We start from the raw sequence: 16,092 nt of genomic DNA on the forward strand, positions 1-16,092 counted from the left end.
ACCAGTACTAATCGGTCGAGGGCTTATCCTAATGAATAAAACGCAATGACGTTTCGGATCCGGTTTTCAGGGTGTAATCAGTGGACATATCTGCTCAAGTAGTTGAGATGTCAGAATGATTGCAAATGGCATTTGGCGATGCTGTTTTCCTGGATCTAATGGTAGTTAATGTTCCCTGATAGCTCAGTTGGTAGAGCACTCGACTGTTAATCGAGTTGTCACAGGTTCGAGTCCTGTTCGGGGAGCCATTTGGAGAGGTGTCCGAGTTGGCCGAAGGAGCACGATTGGAAATCGTGTAGGCGTCAAAAGCGTCTCGAGGGTTCGAATCCCTCTCTCTCCGTTTCTTAATAGTATGGCCCGTTGGTCAAGGGGTTAAGACACCTCCCTTTCACGGAGGTAACAGGGGTTCGAATCCCCTACGGGTCATTGTTTTAACTTTATTCATCTGGAGATAAATACTTATTGATCTGTGGTACATAAATATGATATGATCTAATAAGTGTATTAAGATGGAGGCTTAGCTCAGCTGGGAGAGCATCTGCCTTACAAGCAGAGGGTCGGGGGTTCGATCCCCTCAGCCTCCACCATATTAAATATCGCGGGGTGGAGCAGTTCGGTAGCTCGTCGGGCTCATAACCCGAAGGTCGCAGGTTCAAATCCTGCCCCCGCAATTGCTTTCAATTAAAGAAAGTGCCTCTGGAACCGTGGTGTAGAGGCCTAACATGCCTGCCTGTCACGCAGGAGATCGCGGGTTCGAATCCCGTCGGTTCCGCCATTTTAATTACTTGCACTGAATTTTATAAGGCTCGGTAGCTCAGTCGGTAGAGCAGAGGACTGAAAATCCTCGTGTCGGCGGTTCGATTCCGTCCCGAGCCACTTTTCAACTAAATACGCCGGTGTAGCTCAATTGGTAGAGCAACTGACTTGTAATCAGTAGGTTGGGGGTTCAAGTCCTCTCGCCGGCACCATTCTGGAGGCTTAGCGAAGTGGCCAAACGCAGCAGACTGTAAATCTGTTCTCGTACGAGTTCGGTGGTTCGAATCCATCAGCCTCCACCAGTTATAGGGGCATAGTTTAAAGGTAGAACAGCGGTCTCCAAAACCGTTAGTGTGGGTTCAATTCCTGCTGCCCCTGCCATATTTTTTTTGTTTTGGCGGTCGTGGCGAAGGGGTTAACGCACCGGATTGTGGCTCCGGCATTCGTGGGTTCAAGTCCCATCGATCGCCCTTTTATATAATGGGGATTAGCCAAGCGGTAAGGCAACGGACTTTGACTCCGTCATGCATAGGTTCAAATCCTATATCCCCAGCCATTTATATGCGGACGTGGCTCAGCGGTAGAGCATCGCCTTGCCAAGGCGAGGGTCGCGGGTTCGATTCCCGTCGTCCGCTCCATAAAATGTGGCGCCATAGCCAAGTGGTAAGGCACAGCTCTGCAAAAGCTTTATCCCCAGTTCGAATCTGGGTGGCGCCTCCATAATGAGTTGATTTATTGAGTTTACTTGGAATGCGGAACATAAGTAGCAAGAAAATTGAATATTTTTACTTTGCCGGTGTGGCGGAATGGCAGACGCGCTCGACTCAAAATCGAGTGGGGAGACCCGTGGAGGTTCGAGTCCTCTCACCGGTATTAACTATGAAATTAAGCTCTTGGGATTAGAAATCCTAGGGGCTTTTTTGATATCCATAAAGATACTAAACAGATGCAAATTGCCGAATTTAAGATTCTTTCAAAATCGTGAGGAAAACCATGGAGGTTCGAGCCCTCTCGCTGAGACATGCATGGCTTCATGGTCTTGCGAGGAGGTTCAATTGAAGCAACGGTTTCCCGATAATTCATCGGGGAACCGTTGCTTATTTTTTCTGAAGATAAAAGTCAGTCCAGAGCATACCCAGACCTAAGGCTAGGTTTAAAAACCGCCCGCAGTCCGTTTTAACAAGAGGGGAACACGTATAAAATAAAGACATAAGAAAGAGACAACGAAAGGCGGTGATCAATCAATGAGAATGGATAGAAACAAAGGCTTGGCCATCCTGCTTATCGCAGTGGGTGTTCTATTTCTGCTCGGTACCCTGTCTCCGGCATTCGGCTATCTGATGCGTGAGATTATGAGTTATCTGATCCCGGTCGCTATGATCGTGCTCGGGTACTACGGAGTCAGAAGCGGCAATATGGTGATAGGTTGGATCATTTTGATCCTGGGTCTGCTGATCCTGATCGGCAAGCTGTCCTGGCTGATCGGTCCGCTTCTTGCGATCGGACTTATCATTTTCGGGATTTTCCTCTTAAGAAGCCGGGGACGCAGATATTAATGTTAGGAAGGGAGCATAGCAAATGAGTGTATTTCGGCGCATGCGGGATATTACGGTGGCAACGTTCAACGAAGCGTTGGAGCAAAGCCAGGACCCTGTTCGAATGATTGACCAGTTTCTTTCCTCCACACGGAGGGATATCGCGGAAGCGGAGAAGCTGCAGCAGCAGTATTCGGTACACACAAGACAGATGAAGCTGCAGATGGATCAAGCGCTCTCGATGCAGAACAAAAGGGAAGAACAAGCGCTGCTGGCATTGAAAGCAGGCGAGGATCATGTCGCCAAGCTGGCGCTGCAAGAGAAAATGCTCTACGAAGAAAAAGCGCAGCAGTATACGGAGCTTTGGGGGCAGAGCAGAGAATCGCTTCGAGAGCTTGAATATCAGCTTGAAGAGCTGCGGACAGAGTATCAAACCGTATACAGCAAAAGACAATATTATGTTGCACGTATGGAAACGTTGAATTTGCAGCGTCAAATGAATGAGCGTGCGGGTACATACGGTGGAAGAAATCTTCCCCGGATGTTTGACCGCCTGGACAACAGGGTTGCAGATATTGAAGCAGAGACATACAGTCTGCGGGAGCTGCGCCGTTCCGAGGCCGGATACAGTGACAGCCGGCAATCCCAAGGCTCCGTATTGGATCAGGAGCTGGCAAGATTAAAGCAGAAGCTGAATAACGAAAGAAAGGAGTAGAGAAGAGATGACCAAGTTATACCGGTCAAGCCGGGACAGAATGATTACAGGAGTGAGCGGCGGGCTATCCGATGTCATTGGCATTGATTCCACCTGGATCAGGATTTTGCTGCTGGTCAGCATTCCTTTTACCGGGGGAGCGACGATCCTCATTTACTTTATCGCTGCACTCGTAATTCCTAAAGAGTCTTATCCGCCGCATAGTGGCTATGGACATTCAGGCGGCTCGTTTCAACAGGGATATGGCAGCGGGCCGTATGGAAGTCCATATGGCAGAGAGCATCACCAAAATTACGGTCATGGTCAAGGCTTTCATAACGGTCAAGGCCAGCAGCAACAGCAGGCTTCCTTTGGAAACAAAGGCAGCGACCTGGATTCCATGATGGAAGATATCGAAAAAAAAGCCATGAAGAAGGAATTGGCGGAACTGCGTAAAAAAATTGCGGATTTAGAGAAGGGAGAACATAAATAATGGGAATCTTTAAAAGAATGAAGGATATGACAAGAGCTTCGGTTAACGACGTACTGGATAAGGTGGAAGATCCGATTGTGATGCTGAATCAGTACCTGCGCGACATGGAGAGCGAAATCCATGAAGCCGAACTGACGGTAGCAAAGCAAATGGCGAACGAGCGCCGCATGAAGCAGCGTCTGGAAGAAGCGGAACGTGGAGCCATTGAACGCGAGAAGCAGGCGGAAGCCGCACTTCGCAACGGCCAGGAGGAAGTAACACGCAAGCTGCTGGAAGAGAAAATTTACTTTGAACAAAAGAAGGACGAATACCGGGAGCTTCATACCCAATCTTCGGAGCAGGTAAAATCCCTTGTTCAACAGCTGCATGACATGAAGGACGAGTTTTATAAAATGCGCAACAAGCGCAACGAGCTCGTGTCCCGTGCCCAAATGGCCAAAGCCAAAAAGCAGATGTCGCAAATCAGCAGCGTGAATACCATCGAGAGCGGCAGCGCATCTCTCGGCTTCCACCGTATGGAGGAAAAAATCATGCAAATGGAAGCGGAAGCCGATGTATTGCGGGCGCCGTACCGCCCCGGAGCCGGTCAATATGTGAATCCGGCTGATGCCGAGAAGCAGCTCAAGGTGGATGAGCAGCTTGAGCAGTTGAAGAGCAAGCTGCAAAAGAGCGGTGACAAACCGCAGGCCTAAGAGCTACTCGATATTGTAACAATATGATATGCTATATGGAATGAGCTTTTGAAGACTATTCCATATGATCGGAGAAGCCATGCGGCCGTTTCTAGTGAACGCCGTTATGGCTTTTCCCACCTGAAAGAAAGGGGGTGCGGCATGGAGAGGAGAAAAACGGCTCTTGCAGGCTGGGTTTTGATCGTCATTGGTCTGCTTGCGCTGTTTCATCACTTTATAGGTTTTTTCACCATCGTCGCACTGATTCTGATCTTTGCAGGCGTATATAAAATGCAAAAAGACCGTCTCAAAAAAGGATATATGCTGGCGGCGATTGGCGGCGTGCTGCTCGTACTGGACAATCTGCTGATATTCATCGGCATTACCCTGATTTCGCTTGGAGTCTTCTATTATAAAGCACGCAAAGTACAGCCGTATGGCACAGCGATGTTCAAGCAAAACTTCATGTCCAACTATAAATGGGATGAAGGGCCCTGGACTCTCCGCAATGCAAGCATATGGCATGTGCTTGGTGAGATGGATGCGGATTTTTCGCTTGCTTTGCCCGAGGAGCGGGAGACGGTGTTTTACATGCAGGGAATTTTGGGAGATATTGATTTCTGGATTCCTGAATATTATGGGGTTGAGGTTGAGGCCGTTGTGGTGTTCGGACAAATTCAGCTCGGCCGCGATATGGATGTGGGCGTGCTGAACCGGTTGGTATGGAAATCTCCAAATTATGCGGAGAGTGAGTACAAGGTTAAATTTATCGTTTCGTATGTGGCAGGAGATGTACGCTTTCAATTTATATAGGAGCAGGAGGAGCCGGATATGAATGATCGGAAAACATCCAATATGGTCACCCGCAGTATGGGTGAAGGCATCCTCCTGTCTCTCATTGTGGGGGCTGTCTTCCTGTACATGGCCAATACATATGGGTATATGAAGCCTATTTCCGAGTGGGGAGCGGGTATACAGTTCGGGGCTGCGTTATTATTTCTGCTGGCTGGGCTGGGAGCCACCTTTGGATTTTATCAAAGCTACCGGGTAAAAAGAAGGCTGGAGCAGATGCGTGAAACCCTGCTGATGTGGGAGAAGGGCAGTCCGTCCAGAGAGCTTCCCGAGCTTGGCGCGGATGAAATTGGCAGGCTTGGCGAGCAGCTTGGCCGTATCGGGAGAAAGTGGGAAGAGCAGGTATCCTCGCTGCAGCGCTTATCCACAAATAATGCACAGCTTGCTGAACAGGCCAGAATATCTGCTATTGTGGAAGAAAGGCAAAGGCTGGCTCGGGAGCTGCATGACGCGGTTTCGCAGCAGCTTTTTGCCATTTCCATGACCGCTACGGCTGTAGGCAGAACACTGGAGAAGGATTTTGCCAAAGCCCAGCGCCAGGTGGCTTTGATCGAAGAAATGTCGGCAGTGGCCCAGTCGGAGATGAGAGCGCTGCTGCTCCATTTAAGACCGGTGTATCTGGAAGGCAAGCATCTGGAGCAGGGAATCAGGGAGCTCGTCAATGAGCTTCAGCTTAAAGTTCCGATGGAGATTGATTTTGAGATGGACAGCGGAATCCGTCTTGTCAAGGGTGTTGAAAATCATTTGTTCCGTATCATCCAGGAGGCCATGTCGAACACGCTTCGCCACGCCAAGGCGACGAGGATGGAAATCCGCATACTGCAGCGCTCGGAGCTGCTTCGCGTCATGATCCGTGACAACGGGATTGGCTTCGAGCTTGACGATAAAAAGCAGGCTTCCTACGGATTATCCACCATGCAGGAGCGGATCAGCGAGGTTGGCGGAGCGATTCAATATATTACGGCACCGGGAAAGGGAACGCGTATTGAAATTTCGGTTCCCGTCATGAACGAAGAAAGCGGGAGGAACGAGAGCGATGGATAACGGTACGGACAATCCAATCAAAGTGCTGCTGGTGGATGATCATGAAATGGTGCGGATCGGCCTGGCGGCCGTACTCGGCACGGAGGACGGAATCGAAGTCGTGGGTGAGGCGGGCAGCGGTGAGGAAGGCATCCGGCTTGCCACTGAATATCAGCCGGATGTGATTCTTATGGATCTGGTCATGGACGGTATGGACGGCATCGAAACAACCCGGCAGGTACTGCAGCTGCAGCCGCAATGTAAAGTCATTGTGCTCACCAGTTATCTGGATGACGAAAAAATGTATCCGGTCATCGAAGCAGGCGCCTTCAGCTACCTGCTCAAAACGTCACGCGCAGCCGAAATCGCGGATGCCATTCGGGCTGCGGCCCGGGGACAATCCGTACTGGAGTCCCAAGTGGCCTCCAAAATGATGGATAGATTCCGCAGGCCTCAAGCAGAGGCACCTGCTCACGCCGACTTGACCGAAAGGGAGATGGAGGTGCTGCGGCTGCTCGCCCAGGGCAAATCCAATCAGGATATTGCGGATGAACTGATCATTGGCATTAAAACGGTGAAATTCCATGTGACCAATCTGCTCGCCAAGCTGGGGGTCGAGGACCGGACACAGGCAGCTATTTATGCATACAAGAACGGTTTGGCCGAGTAAAAATCAGCCACTGGACCACAGTGTAATGCACTGAGGTTCAGTGTTTTTTTGTGCAGGCTTTTGTTGGTTGAACACCGAGGGATGGGGTAAAATAGAAGATAAGAAAAACTTTCAAAGAAAGAATGGGGAGCTATGGCTGAAAATCGAATGATGAATAAAGTGCAAACTCCAGGCGCAGTGTTTTTCATTTTCGGGGCGACGGGCGATTTGGCCCGCCGCAAGCTTTATCCTGCAATCTACAGTCTATACCGGGAAGGCAAACTCGGAGAGAACTTTGCTGTGATCGGTGTTGCGCGCCGTCCGCGTACGTCTGAGGAATTTCATAACGATTTATATGAATCTGTCCAGGAATTTTGCCGCTACAAGGCAGCAGACAGCAGGGATTGGGACAGTTTCGCCTCGCATTTTGAATACAAATCGCTGGATATTAACAATGTGGAGGGCTTTCATGAGCTCCGGCAGCAAACCGAGACGATGGAAGCGAAATTCGGCATCCCCGGCAATCGGCTGTTTTACCTTGCACTGGCCCCCGAGTTGTTTGGGAGCGTATCGAACAGTCTGAAAGAAGGCGGCATGCTTGAAGGGGCAGGCTGGAGCCGCCTCGTCATCGAGAAGCCGTTCGGCTATGATCTGGAGTCGGCAGAGCGTTTGAACCAAGAAATCCGCGAGGTGTTCTCTGAAGAGGAGATTTACCGGATTGACCATTATCTGGGCAAAGAAATGGTGCAGAATATTGAGGTCATTCGTTTTGCGAACGCATTTTTTGAACCTTTATGGAATAACAAACATATTGCCAATGTGCAAATTACGCTTGGGGAAACGGTCGGCGTGGAGGAACGCGGTGAGTACTATGATCATTCAGGAGCACTGCGCGATATGGGACAGAACCATATGCTGCAGATGCTGACCATGATCGCCATGGAGCCGCCAAGCCGTCAGCTTCCAGAGGATATCCGGGATGAGAAGGTGAAGGTGCTCCGTTCCCTGCGCCCGTTGGCTTCCAATGAAGACGTCATGATGAATGCAGTTCGTGGGCAGTACACGGCAGGCACTTACAGGGGCAAGGAGCTTCCCGGCTACCGTCAGGAGGACAAAGTGAATCCGGAATCCACTACCGAAACGTACTTCGCTGCTCGTGTATTTGTGGACAATTTCCGCTGGGCAGGGGTTCCCTTCTATATTCGGACAGGGAAGCGTCTGCCGGTAAAAACAACGGAAATCGTTGTGGAATTCAAAAGCATGCCTGATAACGTATACTTGGGTAAGAAATATAAACTGGAGCCCAATCTACTGGTCATTCGCGTGAATCCGATGGAAGGCATTTACGTAAAGATCAATGCGAAGAAGCCGGGCTCCGAAACGGAAATCGAACCGCTCGCTATGGATTTCTGTCAAAGCTGCATGGTGGGAATCAATTCACCCGAAGCCTATGAACGTCTGCTGCAGGATGCAGCTGAGGGGGATTCCACCTATTTCACCCGCTGGGATGAAGTGTCCACGGCTTGGGCTTTTGTGGACCGGATTGCCAAGGCATGGCAGGAAACGCCGGACTCCCTGGAGAGCTACCCTGCCGGAACCTGGGGACCGGAGGGAGCGTACCGGCTGATTGAACAGGATGGCTTCAAATGGTGGCCGGTCAATGGCCAGGAGGAAGACAATGTCGTGTGGAAGGTAGAATAGTCTAAGGTCACATCCTCATTCGTCTTTCGGCGGATGGGGATGATTTGTGATCAGAGTATGCTATAATACATAATGATTTCATCATTAAGCGAGGGTTGTTTTGATGCCGATTTGATCGTTTGAAAAGCGGATAAGAATGTTCTGATTTTGAATAGATTGCGATAGTGAACAAGTACTTATGGGACGAAGGGAAAAGTGAAATGAGCAAAACATTGGATAACCAAATGCAGCAGGAGATCGACAAACGTCGTACCTTTGCGATTATATCCCACCCCGATGCGGGGAAAACGACTTTGACGGAGAAGCTGCTCCTGTTCGGGGGAGCGATCCGTGAGGCAGGCACGGTCAAAGCCCGTAAAGCAAGCAAGCATGCCACCAGTGACTGGATGGAAATCGAGAAGCAGCGCGGAATCTCGGTTACTTCCTCGGTCATGCAGTTTGATTATAACGGCCATAGGATAAACATTCTCGATACCCCTGGTCACCAGGACTTCAGTGAAGACACCTACCGTACCTTGACGGCTGCGGACAGCGCCGTGATGCTGATTGACGTGGCCAAAGGCGTGGAGGCGCAGACGATCAAGCTGTTTCAGGTCTGTGCCAAACGAGGCATTCCTATTTTTACGTTCATTAACAAGCTTGATCGGGAAGGGAGAAATCCGTTCGATCTGATGGAGGAACTGGAGCAGGTGCTTGGTATCCGCTCCGTGCCGATGAACTGGCCTATTGGAACCGGACGAGACCTTTGCGGTGTATATGATCGTATGCAAAGTCAGGTGGAATTGTTCCAGGGAGACGATCACTCGACCATCCAGGTGCAGAAGGTTGAAGATTACAACGATCCGGTCATCCGGGAGATGGCCGGCGAGTTTTTGCACGACCAGCTTTGCCAGGATCTTGAGCTGCTGGATGTGGCTGGCGATCCATTTGATATGGAAAAGGTGCAGCGTGGTGAGCTGACGCCGGTATTTTTCGGCAGTGCCATCAACAATTTCGGGGTGCAGACATTTCTGGAGAACTTCCTGAAGCTTGCGCCAAAACCGGAGCCCCGCAAGAGCACCGCCGGCTTGATTGAGCCTACAAATGAGAAGTTCAGCGGATATATCTTCAAAATCCAGGCGAATATGAACCCGGCGCACCGTGACCGGATCGCCTTTCTGCGCATCGTGTCAGGGAAATTCCAGCGCGGCATGAGCGTTAAGCATGTACGGGCAGGCAAAGAGATCAAGCTCTCGCAGCCGCAGCAGTTTCTGGCACAGGACCGGGATATTGTACAGGAAGCTTTTCCGGGTGATATCATCGGTTTGTTCGATCCGGGCATCTTCCGGATTGGGGATTCCCTCAGTCAAGGCAGCGAGGTTGTGTTTGATGAGCTTCCGACCTTCTCTCCGGAAATCTTCGCCAAGGTAACGGTGAAAAATGCGCTGAAACATAAGCAGTACCAAAAAGGCATCGACCAGTTGACAGAGGAAGGCACCATCCAGGTGTTCCAGACTGTGAGTTTTGATGATACGCTGCTGGGGGTTGTCGGTCAGCTTCAGTTCGAAGTGTTTGAGTACCGTATGAAGGGCGAATACGGGGTGGATGTTCAACTCCAAAGAATGTCGTATCAGTTCGCCCGCTGGATCATTGATGATCATATCGATCCAAGCAAATTCCGCATTAACTCGACGCTTGTCAAAGATAAGAAAGGCAATTATGTCGTGCTGTTCGAGAATGAATATGCGATGAGAACCGCGATGGAGAAAAATCCGACTGCGAAGTTTCTGGAGACGGCGCCATAATAGCACTGTTTCAAGGGACCAGGACACGGTTAAGTACCGGAAAAAGCCGGCGTCTGTGATGTTGCAGATGCCGGCTTTCATTGTGGGGATTCATTTTAAAGGCTGCGGGTTTACCTGCTTCAGATGCTCATGCAGAAGATGAACCATTTCGTTCTGGCGGTTTTGATCCAGGTTGGGCCAGATCATTTCAAATACGGCCCCGAGACCGGGAAGGGCGGCTTCCGGCCCGTGAATGGAGCCTTCGATCATATGCCTCAGATCTTCTTCCGATTCTCCATGCACCTTGTGGATAATGGCCTGGCGCAAATCAAGCGTGATGGGCATCATGTTGTCCCTCCCGAGATGATCTGGTTCAAATGAATCCATAAACAGTTTTCCCTAAGCACGCCCCAAGTATGTATGTACAGGATTGTCAAGCCTATGCTGATGAATACGCAGGTCTTGTTATGCTATACTAGGACGGAAGAAATGTGACATTTGCGGGAGGAAGATACATGGCTAAAAAACAGTACGCGGTCATTGGAATGGGACGGTTTGGTTCCAGTGTGGCCAATGCCCTCGGTGAAATGGGATACGATGTACTGGCCATCGATTCCAACGAACAACGCACCCAGGAGGTTGCCGAGATGGTGACCCATGCTGTGACGGCTGATTCCACCGATGAAGACGCCCTGAGGGCGCTCGGCATCCGCAATTTTGATGTTGTGGTGGTCGCCATCGGTGAAGATATACAAGCAAGCATTTTAACGACACTGATTTTGAAGGATATGGGCGTCCCGGTGCTGATTGTAAAAGCCAAGAATGAATTGCACGGCAAGGTGTTGCAAAAAATAGGGGCAGACAAGGTGGTTTATCCGGAACGGGACATGGGCTTGCGGGTTGCGCATCACCTGACTTCGCCGAATATTTTGGATTATATTGAGCTGTCGAAGGATTACAGCATTTTTGATATGAGAGCGCCGAAAGCCATGCTTGGCAAGAACCTGAAGGAGTTGGATATCCGCGCACGCTATGGGTGCAACGTGATGGGGATTCGGCGGGGCCAGGAAATGAACATTTCCCCGAGTCCTGAGGAACGTCTGGCAGCAGGAGATGTTCTGATCGTAGTAGGCCACAAGGATCATCTGGCCAAGCTTGAGCAGGCTTTTGCGGATTAAACAAGAATGAACAAGGAACGGATGAAGCAAGCATGGAATTGATGTCCCCGAACAATCCACGTGTGAAAGAGTGGGCGCAGCTGCTGGAGAAGAAGCATCGTACACGGCAGGGAAAGTATATCGTAGAAGGTGTACATTTGGTACAGGAGGCCCTGCGTTCCGGAGCCGATGTGGAATGTGTTGCTTATGACATGGAAAAGGGAATCCCTCATGAGCTAGAGAGTTATGCACAATTGCCTGACCGTCACCCGGAGTGGGCAGCCGTTTCTGCGGCGGTGATTGCGAAGTGTACGGAAACGAAGACGCCTCAGTCTGTATTTGCGGTTGTGCGTAAAGAAGCCTATCCGTCAGGCAGGCTTCTTCATCAGCAGAACGGCCTGGTGATCGTGCTGGACGGGGTGCAGGACCCGGGCAATGTTGGCACGATTATCCGCAGTGCTGATGCTGCGGGAGCGGCAGGGGTTGTGCTGGGGCACGGATGTGCGGATCTGTATAACCCGAAAACAATACGCTCCACCATGGGCTCAATGTTTCATCTGCCTGTTGTGGAGGCTGAACTGACACAGGCACTGGCTGCCGCCAAATCAGGCGGAGCACGCGTCGTTAGCACGTCGCTGCAGGCGAGCCATTCCTGTTATACATATAATTTCAGGCAGTCCGTTTGGCTGGTAATCGGGAATGAGGGACAGGGCGTCTCGGATGCTGTTGCAGCCTTGGTGGATGACAGCATCCTGATCCCGATGGCCGGGCAGGCTGAATCTCTTAATGCGGCCATGGCAGCAACAGTAGTGCTGTTCGAGGCCATGCGGCAGCGTCTTTTTTAACCAATAGTAAGAGAAGACGTTACTAAAGGGGGAAGACAAAAACAAAGTAGTTTTGGTTGTTAGTTGTAGTCGACTGGATCGAGACGGAGAGGACTGAAAGAACAGATATGTTGTATAGCAGTTTGTGCGGTGATATAATAAATTGAGGTGATATGCTTGGATGAAAAAATACTTGCAATATTAACTAAAATACAAGAACAAGTGTCCCAAACGCAGGAACAAGTGTCCCAATTGCAGGAACAAGCGTCCCGAACGCAGGAACAAGTGTCCCAATTGCAAGAACAAGTGTCCCGAACGCAAGAACAAGTGTCCCAATTGCAGGAACAAGGGTCCCGAACGCAGGAACAAGTGTCCCAATTGCAGGAACAAGGGTCCCGAACGCAGGAACAAATATCCCAAATGCAGGAACAAATGAACCGCATGGAAGGCGACATTTCGGGCATTAAAGAAACGGTCAACCGAATTGAAGCACATCAGCATTTGGTAGCAACACTGGAACGAATCGACCAACGAGTCGAAGTCATCTCCAAATGGAAAGAAGACACCGATAAGGTTGTTGATATTCTTGCCGCAAGAACAACAAGGCTTCAAGCAACACTGAATACCTCATCTTAAAAGGATTTTTTTGGCATTTATAATAAAATTAAGACCCTTGATTCTCTCCATGAACCAAGGGTCTATTCCGTTTAATTCTCCAGCATAATCTTCTCTAGTTCATCCAGCATTTGATTGGCTGCAAGCACGCCACCGGCAGTGTTCCAGATTACATCACTAACTTGATGGGCGTTTCCGTTTTTAACTGCCCCTAAATTTTTCCAAAGGGGATCGTTTGTCCACTCTGATTCAGTGGCCAGCGCTTCCTGATCTCCATCAGGAGCATAAGTGAAGTAAAATAGGATATCCCCGTCCATTTTAGGAATCACTTCTTTCCCAACCTCGATCGCAAGATTCCCCAGTTTATTTTCAGCTGTAAAGAGCGCTTCTTGCTGTTCTGCACGTTTAAATCCAAGTTCATTGAAAATAACTCCAGAGAAAGAATCGGTGTAATAAATTCGGGTTTTCCCAGCCATAAAACGAATAACCGATACTTCCTGATTGACTTTATCTCCTAGTTTTTGTTTGACTTGCGCTATGTGATTATCATATTCCTCTAATACTTGATTTCCTTCTTGTTCTTTATTTATGGCCTTTGCATATAGCTTGAGATTTTCTTTCCAGTCGCCTCTTAATGTATCCGAAAAAACAGTTGGAGCAATAGCTTGCAACTGCTCATAAATGTTTTCCTGGCGCATTTTAGTGCCAATGATAAGATCTGGTCTTAGGGCAGCAATGGCTTCTACGTTCACCTCGGATTCTGTACCCACAACCTGCGCATCCTTCATCTTATCCTGAATATGTTCATACCATGGATTCCCGGTCCATGACTTTACAGCTCCAACCGGAGTTACCCCCATGGCGAGCAGAGCTTCTGTTCCTTCATTGGTTAAAACGACAATACGTTGAGGTGCTCCTTTGATCTCTGTTGTCCCCATCGCATGCTCTACCGAATATGTTTCGGTTGTTGCTGCTGCTGCTTCATTCTTTGCTTCTTCCTTTGTGCCACAAGCACTTAATAGCAAGGAAAATATTAGTCCCAGCATCAGCAGACTCCAAGAAAACCTCTTCAATTAAGTAACCTCCAATGATGATAATGATTTTCATTTACAAAAAGAATGATATAATTCAGAGAGCAGAATTGTCAATTCCTTTATTGATCAAAATTCTCATTGACTATTATCCCGATTTTACTAGACTGAAAATAATGAGCAGAAAGGGTACATAAAACATGATTTTTCAAACCACACCAAAGAAAACGGCAGGATTAATACTATTTGGCTTTTTACTTATGTGTTGCCTGGCGGCAAGTGTCATATATGGCTACGTAGATACAAATCCAAGTACGGTAATAGACTCTTTTACAAAATTTAATGGTTCAAACGAACATATTATTGTTCAGAATGTCCGCATCCCACGTGCGCTGATTGCGGCAGCTGTGGGGGCAAGTCTTGCCATAGCAGGGGCAATATTGCAGGCACTGACCAAGAACCCGCTCGCCTCGGCCGGAATATTGGGGATTAACGCCGGAGCGTCTTTTTTTATCGTTTGTGCTGTTGTTGTTTTTTCTGTACATTCGCTTCAAGTGTTTTCCTGGCTCGCCTTCCTTGGCGCGGCTTTTGCCGCCGCTCTGGTGTTTATGATCGCTTCGACCGGCAAGGAAGGACTTACTCCTATTAAGCTTACGCTTGCCGGTGTTGCCATTGGAGCTGTGTTATCGTCATCGACGCAAGGACTGCTTGTGTTAAATGAAACGGCGCTTGACGAGGTATTGTTCTGGCTGGCGGGCTCTGTGCAGGGGCGTAAATTGGAAACGTTAATTAACGTACTTCCTTATCTGATCATCGCCTGGCTTGGTTCGATGCTGATGGCTGGAAAAATAAATCTTTTACTGCTTGGTGATGATGTTTCACGGGGATTAGGTCAGCGTACGCAGCTTGTGAAAGGGATACTGGTGCTGATTGTCGTGCTTTTAGCCGGAAGCTCAGTCGCGATTGCCGGACCGATTGGCTTTGTAGGCATCATGATCCCGCATTTTGCCCGCGCATTTGTTGGCACAGATTATAGATGGGTGATTCCTTACAGCGGGGTATTCGGTGCAATATTGTTGCTGGCTGCCGATATAGGGGCAAGGTTCATTCTGATGCCGCAGGAGGTTCCTGTCGGTGTCATGACAGCCGTGATTGGAACACCGTTTTTTATTTATATTGCTCGTAGAGGAGTCTTAACCAAATGAAAAAGCAAATAGCTCTACGAATGGGTAACGGGGTTTCACTATTGTTGAATCAGAAAGCACTTCTGACTTCGGGATGCTTACTCATTTTAACATTGTTTCTTGTCTTGCTGAGCACAGGAATGGGGGATATGAATATTTCTCCGCTTCGGGTCCTGCAGGCTATTTTGGGCAGAGGGGACGACATGGAGAGACTTGTTGTTACATCCATTCGTCTTCCCCGTATTTTAATGGCGTTGTTTGTTGGTATCGGTTTGGCTGTAGCAGGCAGTATTCTGCAGGGACTTGTGCGCAATCCGCTGGCTTCGCCGGAAATTATTGGAGTTACAGGAGGAGCTGGTGCTGCAGTCGTCTTGTTTCTGGCTTTATTCAGCGATCGGGATACCGGGTCATTGCTGATCAGTATGGAGTGGCTGCCGCTCGGTGCATTCTTAGGCGCGACCTTAACTACCTTTATCGTTTATCTGCTCTCTTATAAGCATGGGGAGGTGGTACCTTTGCGGCTGGTGCTGATTGGAATTGGCATTGCCGCCCTTATGCAGGCTATCACGACTTTTTTTATGATTCTTAGTCCTATACATACAGCCAGTCAAGCAAATATTTGGCTGATTGGTACGGTCAATGGAACGAATTGGGGGGATATTGCTGTACTGGCTCCCTGGATTACGGTCATTAGCCTGGTGACCTGGATTGCTGCACGCAAGTTAAATATACAGCAACTGGGAGATTCTCTTGCAACCGGACTCGGGAGCAATGTCGGACGTCAGAGACTCTATTTGCTGCTTCTTTGTACTGCTTTGGTGGGAGGGGCGGTTGCGTTTGCAGGCGGGATTGGCTTTGTCGGATTAATTGCTCCTCATATTGCGCGTAAGCTTGTTGGTTCCGCTTATGGAGCGCTTATTCCCGCAGCAGCGCTGATCGGGGCTTTGCTCGTGATGGCTGCGGATTTAATTGGCAGGACTCTATTCTCACCTTTAGAAATACCGACCGGTGTTTTTACAGCTGCGATCGGGGCTCCATATTTTATTTACTTGCTGTTGAAAAGCAGAAGCACTTAAGGATTAAACGGGAGATGGGAACTATATGCCGTAAAAGTAAACGCCGGTCTTGGTATATCGAAAAGAAG

At 49.2% G+C, this 16,092-nt stretch carries 16 protein-coding genes and 15 tRNA genes; 29 read left to right on the forward strand and 2 right to left on the reverse strand.

The features are described from left to right. Positions 1 to 172: 172 nt before the first annotated feature. From ACE5LO_RS25555 to ACE5LO_RS25670, 24 genes are all read left to right on the forward strand, one after another. Positions 173 to 248 (forward strand) — tRNA-Asn (locus ACE5LO_RS25555). 3 nt (positions 249 to 251) lie between these two features. Continuing rightward, positions 252 to 340 (forward strand) — tRNA-Ser (locus ACE5LO_RS25560). A 14-nt stretch (positions 341 to 354) separates the two neighbouring features. After that, positions 355 to 426: transfer RNA gene (locus ACE5LO_RS25565), tRNA-Glu, on the forward strand. A gap of 85 nt (positions 427 to 511) precedes the next feature. Then, positions 512 to 587 (forward strand) — tRNA-Val (locus ACE5LO_RS25570). A gap of 10 nt (positions 588 to 597) precedes the next feature. Further along, positions 598 to 671 (forward strand) — tRNA-Met (locus tag ACE5LO_RS25575). 27 nt (positions 672 to 698) lie between these two features. Continuing rightward, a tRNA-Asp gene (locus tag ACE5LO_RS25580) sits at positions 699 to 775 on the forward strand. Positions 776 to 803: 28 nt separating this feature from the next. Further along, positions 804 to 876, forward strand: a tRNA-Phe gene (locus tag ACE5LO_RS25585). Between the two features lie 16 nt (positions 877 to 892). Further along, a tRNA-Thr gene (locus tag ACE5LO_RS25590) sits at positions 893 to 968 on the forward strand. Positions 969 to 972: 4 nt separating this feature from the next. After that, positions 973 to 1,058 (forward strand) — tRNA-Tyr (locus ACE5LO_RS25595). A gap of 5 nt (positions 1,059 to 1,063) precedes the next feature. Then, a tRNA-Trp gene (locus ACE5LO_RS25600) sits at positions 1,064 to 1,137 on the forward strand. A 16-nt stretch (positions 1,138 to 1,153) separates the two neighbouring features. After that, positions 1,154 to 1,226, forward strand: a tRNA-His gene (locus ACE5LO_RS25605). An 11-nt stretch (positions 1,227 to 1,237) separates the two neighbouring features. Further along, positions 1,238 to 1,312, forward strand: a tRNA-Gln gene (locus tag ACE5LO_RS25610). A 7-nt stretch (positions 1,313 to 1,319) separates the two neighbouring features. Continuing rightward, positions 1,320 to 1,394, forward strand: a tRNA-Gly gene (locus tag ACE5LO_RS25615). 8 nt (positions 1,395 to 1,402) lie between these two features. Then, a tRNA-Cys gene (locus tag ACE5LO_RS25620) sits at positions 1,403 to 1,476 on the forward strand. A gap of 72 nt (positions 1,477 to 1,548) precedes the next feature. Continuing rightward, a tRNA-Leu gene (locus tag ACE5LO_RS25625) sits at positions 1,549 to 1,629 on the forward strand. A gap of 371 nt (positions 1,630 to 2,000) precedes the next feature. Next, on the forward strand, positions 2,001 to 2,312 hold the full coding sequence (locus tag ACE5LO_RS25630) for a LiaF transmembrane domain-containing protein (protein ID WP_375522750.1): 312 nt from the start codon (positions 2,001 to 2,003) through the stop codon (positions 2,310 to 2,312). Positions 2,313 to 2,334: 22 nt separating this feature from the next. Continuing rightward, positions 2,335 to 3,006: a PspA/IM30 family protein gene (locus ACE5LO_RS25635; protein WP_375522751.1), complete on the forward strand. Its 672-nt coding sequence runs from the start codon at positions 2,335 to 2,337 to the stop codon at positions 3,004 to 3,006. A 7-nt stretch (positions 3,007 to 3,013) separates the two neighbouring features. Continuing rightward, entirely contained in the window at positions 3,014 to 3,478 is a 465-nt protein-coding gene (locus ACE5LO_RS25640; RefSeq protein ID WP_375522752.1) for a PspC domain-containing protein, read from the forward strand. Further along, positions 3,478 to 4,170: a PspA/IM30 family protein gene (locus tag ACE5LO_RS25645; RefSeq protein ID WP_375522753.1), complete on the forward strand. Its 693-nt coding sequence runs from the start codon at positions 3,478 to 3,480 to the stop codon at positions 4,168 to 4,170. Before ACE5LO_RS25640 ends, ACE5LO_RS25645 begins: the two co-directional genes overlap by 1 nt. Before the next feature lie 141 nt (positions 4,171 to 4,311). Continuing rightward, on the forward strand, positions 4,312 to 4,962 hold the full coding sequence (gene liaF, locus ACE5LO_RS25650; protein ID WP_375522754.1) for a cell wall-active antibiotics response protein LiaF: 651 nt from the start codon (positions 4,312 to 4,314) through the stop codon (positions 4,960 to 4,962). An 18-nt stretch (positions 4,963 to 4,980) separates the two neighbouring features. Then, complete coding sequence (locus ACE5LO_RS25655; RefSeq protein WP_375522755.1) at positions 4,981 to 6,045, forward strand: sensor histidine kinase; 1,065 nt, start codon at positions 4,981 to 4,983, stop codon at positions 6,043 to 6,045. Continuing rightward, positions 6,038 to 6,694 carry a response regulator gene (locus ACE5LO_RS25660; protein WP_375522756.1) on the forward strand — a complete coding sequence of 219 codons (657 nt, stop codon included), beginning with the start codon at positions 6,038 to 6,040 and terminating at the stop codon, positions 6,692 to 6,694. The genes ACE5LO_RS25655 and ACE5LO_RS25660 overlap by 8 nt, the downstream gene beginning before the upstream one ends. A 132-nt stretch (positions 6,695 to 6,826) precedes the next feature. Next, a complete protein-coding gene (zwf, locus tag ACE5LO_RS25665; RefSeq protein ID WP_375522757.1) occupies positions 6,827 to 8,374 on the forward strand; it encodes a glucose-6-phosphate dehydrogenase in 1,548 nt (515 codons plus the stop codon). Between the two features lie 200 nt (positions 8,375 to 8,574). Next, the gene (locus ACE5LO_RS25670) at positions 8,575 to 10,158 is read left to right on the forward strand and encodes a peptide chain release factor 3 (protein WP_375522758.1); all 1,584 of its coding nucleotides are present in this window, start codon (positions 8,575 to 8,577) and stop codon (positions 10,156 to 10,158) included. Positions 10,159 to 10,248: 90 nt separating this feature from the next. On the opposite strand, the gene ACE5LO_RS25675 is transcribed toward ACE5LO_RS25670, so the two are convergent. Further along, positions 10,249 to 10,482: a small acid-soluble spore protein SspI gene (locus tag ACE5LO_RS25675; protein ID WP_375522788.1), complete on the reverse strand. Its 234-nt coding sequence runs from the start codon at positions 10,480 to 10,482 to the stop codon at positions 10,249 to 10,251. A gap of 146 nt (positions 10,483 to 10,628) precedes the next feature. Between ACE5LO_RS25675 and ACE5LO_RS25680 the strand changes: the two genes are divergently transcribed. The 3 genes from ACE5LO_RS25680 to ACE5LO_RS25690 all read left to right on the forward strand — a co-directional run bounded on the left by ACE5LO_RS25680 (position 10,629) and on the right by ACE5LO_RS25690 (position 12,754). After that, positions 10,629 to 11,315 (forward strand): potassium channel family protein, encoded by a 687-nt coding sequence (locus ACE5LO_RS25680; protein WP_375522759.1) that lies wholly within the window; start codon positions 10,629 to 10,631, stop codon positions 11,313 to 11,315. 32 nt (positions 11,316 to 11,347) lie between these two features. Beyond that, positions 11,348 to 12,139, forward strand: coding sequence for a TrmH family RNA methyltransferase (locus ACE5LO_RS25685; protein WP_375522760.1), 792 nt, complete (start codon positions 11,348 to 11,350; stop codon positions 12,137 to 12,139). Between the two features lie 156 nt (positions 12,140 to 12,295). Next, a complete protein-coding gene (locus tag ACE5LO_RS25690) occupies positions 12,296 to 12,754 on the forward strand; it encodes a hypothetical protein (RefSeq protein ID WP_375522761.1) in 459 nt (152 codons plus the stop codon). Between the two features lie 71 nt (positions 12,755 to 12,825). On the opposite strand, the gene ACE5LO_RS25695 is transcribed toward ACE5LO_RS25690, so the two are convergent. Next, positions 12,826 to 13,806 (reverse strand): ABC transporter substrate-binding protein, encoded by a 981-nt coding sequence (locus tag ACE5LO_RS25695; RefSeq protein WP_375522762.1) that lies wholly within the window; start codon positions 13,804 to 13,806, stop codon positions 12,826 to 12,828. A gap of 158 nt (positions 13,807 to 13,964) precedes the next feature. Here ACE5LO_RS25695 and ACE5LO_RS25700 point away from each other — a divergent pair, with 158 nt between their 5' ends. Both ACE5LO_RS25700 and ACE5LO_RS25705 read left to right on the forward strand, forming a co-directional pair. After that, positions 13,965 to 14,969 (forward strand): FecCD family ABC transporter permease, encoded by a 1,005-nt coding sequence (locus tag ACE5LO_RS25700; RefSeq protein ID WP_375522763.1) that lies wholly within the window; start codon positions 13,965 to 13,967, stop codon positions 14,967 to 14,969. Then, positions 14,966 to 16,024 (forward strand): FecCD family ABC transporter permease, encoded by a 1,059-nt coding sequence (locus ACE5LO_RS25705; protein WP_375522764.1) that lies wholly within the window; start codon positions 14,966 to 14,968, stop codon positions 16,022 to 16,024. Before ACE5LO_RS25700 ends, ACE5LO_RS25705 begins: the two co-directional genes overlap by 4 nt. Positions 16,025 to 16,092: the final 68 nt, after the last annotated feature.

This window comes from Paenibacillus medicaginis (genome assembly GCF_042138635.1).
Classification (GTDB): Bacteria; Bacillota; Bacilli; order Paenibacillales; family Paenibacillaceae; genus Paenibacillus; species Paenibacillus medicaginis.

Bases quoted from the DNA above. Each gene is read 5' to 3' on its own strand.
- ACE5LO_RS25630 (WP_375522750.1), top strand. From the start codon at position 2,001: ATGAGAATGGATAGAAACAAAGGCTTGGCCATCCTGCTTATCGCAGTG.
- ACE5LO_RS25635 (WP_375522751.1), top strand. From the start codon at position 2,335: ATGAGTGTATTTCGGCGCATGCGGGATATTACGGTGGCAACGTTCAAC.
- ACE5LO_RS25640 (WP_375522752.1), top strand. From the start codon at position 3,014: ATGACCAAGTTATACCGGTCAAGCCGGGACAGAATGATTACAGGAGTG.
- ACE5LO_RS25645 (WP_375522753.1), top strand. From the start codon at position 3,478: ATGGGAATCTTTAAAAGAATGAAGGATATGACAAGAGCTTCGGTTAAC.
- liaF (WP_375522754.1), top strand. From the start codon at position 4,312: ATGGAGAGGAGAAAAACGGCTCTTGCAGGCTGGGTTTTGATCGTCATT.
- ACE5LO_RS25655 (WP_375522755.1), top strand. From the start codon at position 4,981: ATGAATGATCGGAAAACATCCAATATGGTCACCCGCAGTATGGGTGAA.
- ACE5LO_RS25660 (WP_375522756.1), top strand. From the start codon at position 6,038: ATGGATAACGGTACGGACAATCCAATCAAAGTGCTGCTGGTGGATGAT.
- zwf (WP_375522757.1), top strand. From the start codon at position 6,827: ATGGCTGAAAATCGAATGATGAATAAAGTGCAAACTCCAGGCGCAGTG.
- ACE5LO_RS25670 (WP_375522758.1), top strand. From the start codon at position 8,575: ATGAGCAAAACATTGGATAACCAAATGCAGCAGGAGATCGACAAACGT.
- ACE5LO_RS25675 (WP_375522788.1), bottom strand. From the start codon at position 10,482: ATGCCCATCACGCTTGATTTGCGCCAGGCCATTATCCACAAGGTGCAT.
- ACE5LO_RS25685 (WP_375522760.1), top strand. From the start codon at position 11,348: ATGGAATTGATGTCCCCGAACAATCCACGTGTGAAAGAGTGGGCGCAG.
- ACE5LO_RS25700 (WP_375522763.1), top strand. From the start codon at position 13,965: ATGATTTTTCAAACCACACCAAAGAAAACGGCAGGATTAATACTATTT.
- ACE5LO_RS25705 (WP_375522764.1), top strand. From the start codon at position 14,966: ATGAAAAAGCAAATAGCTCTACGAATGGGTAACGGGGTTTCACTATTG.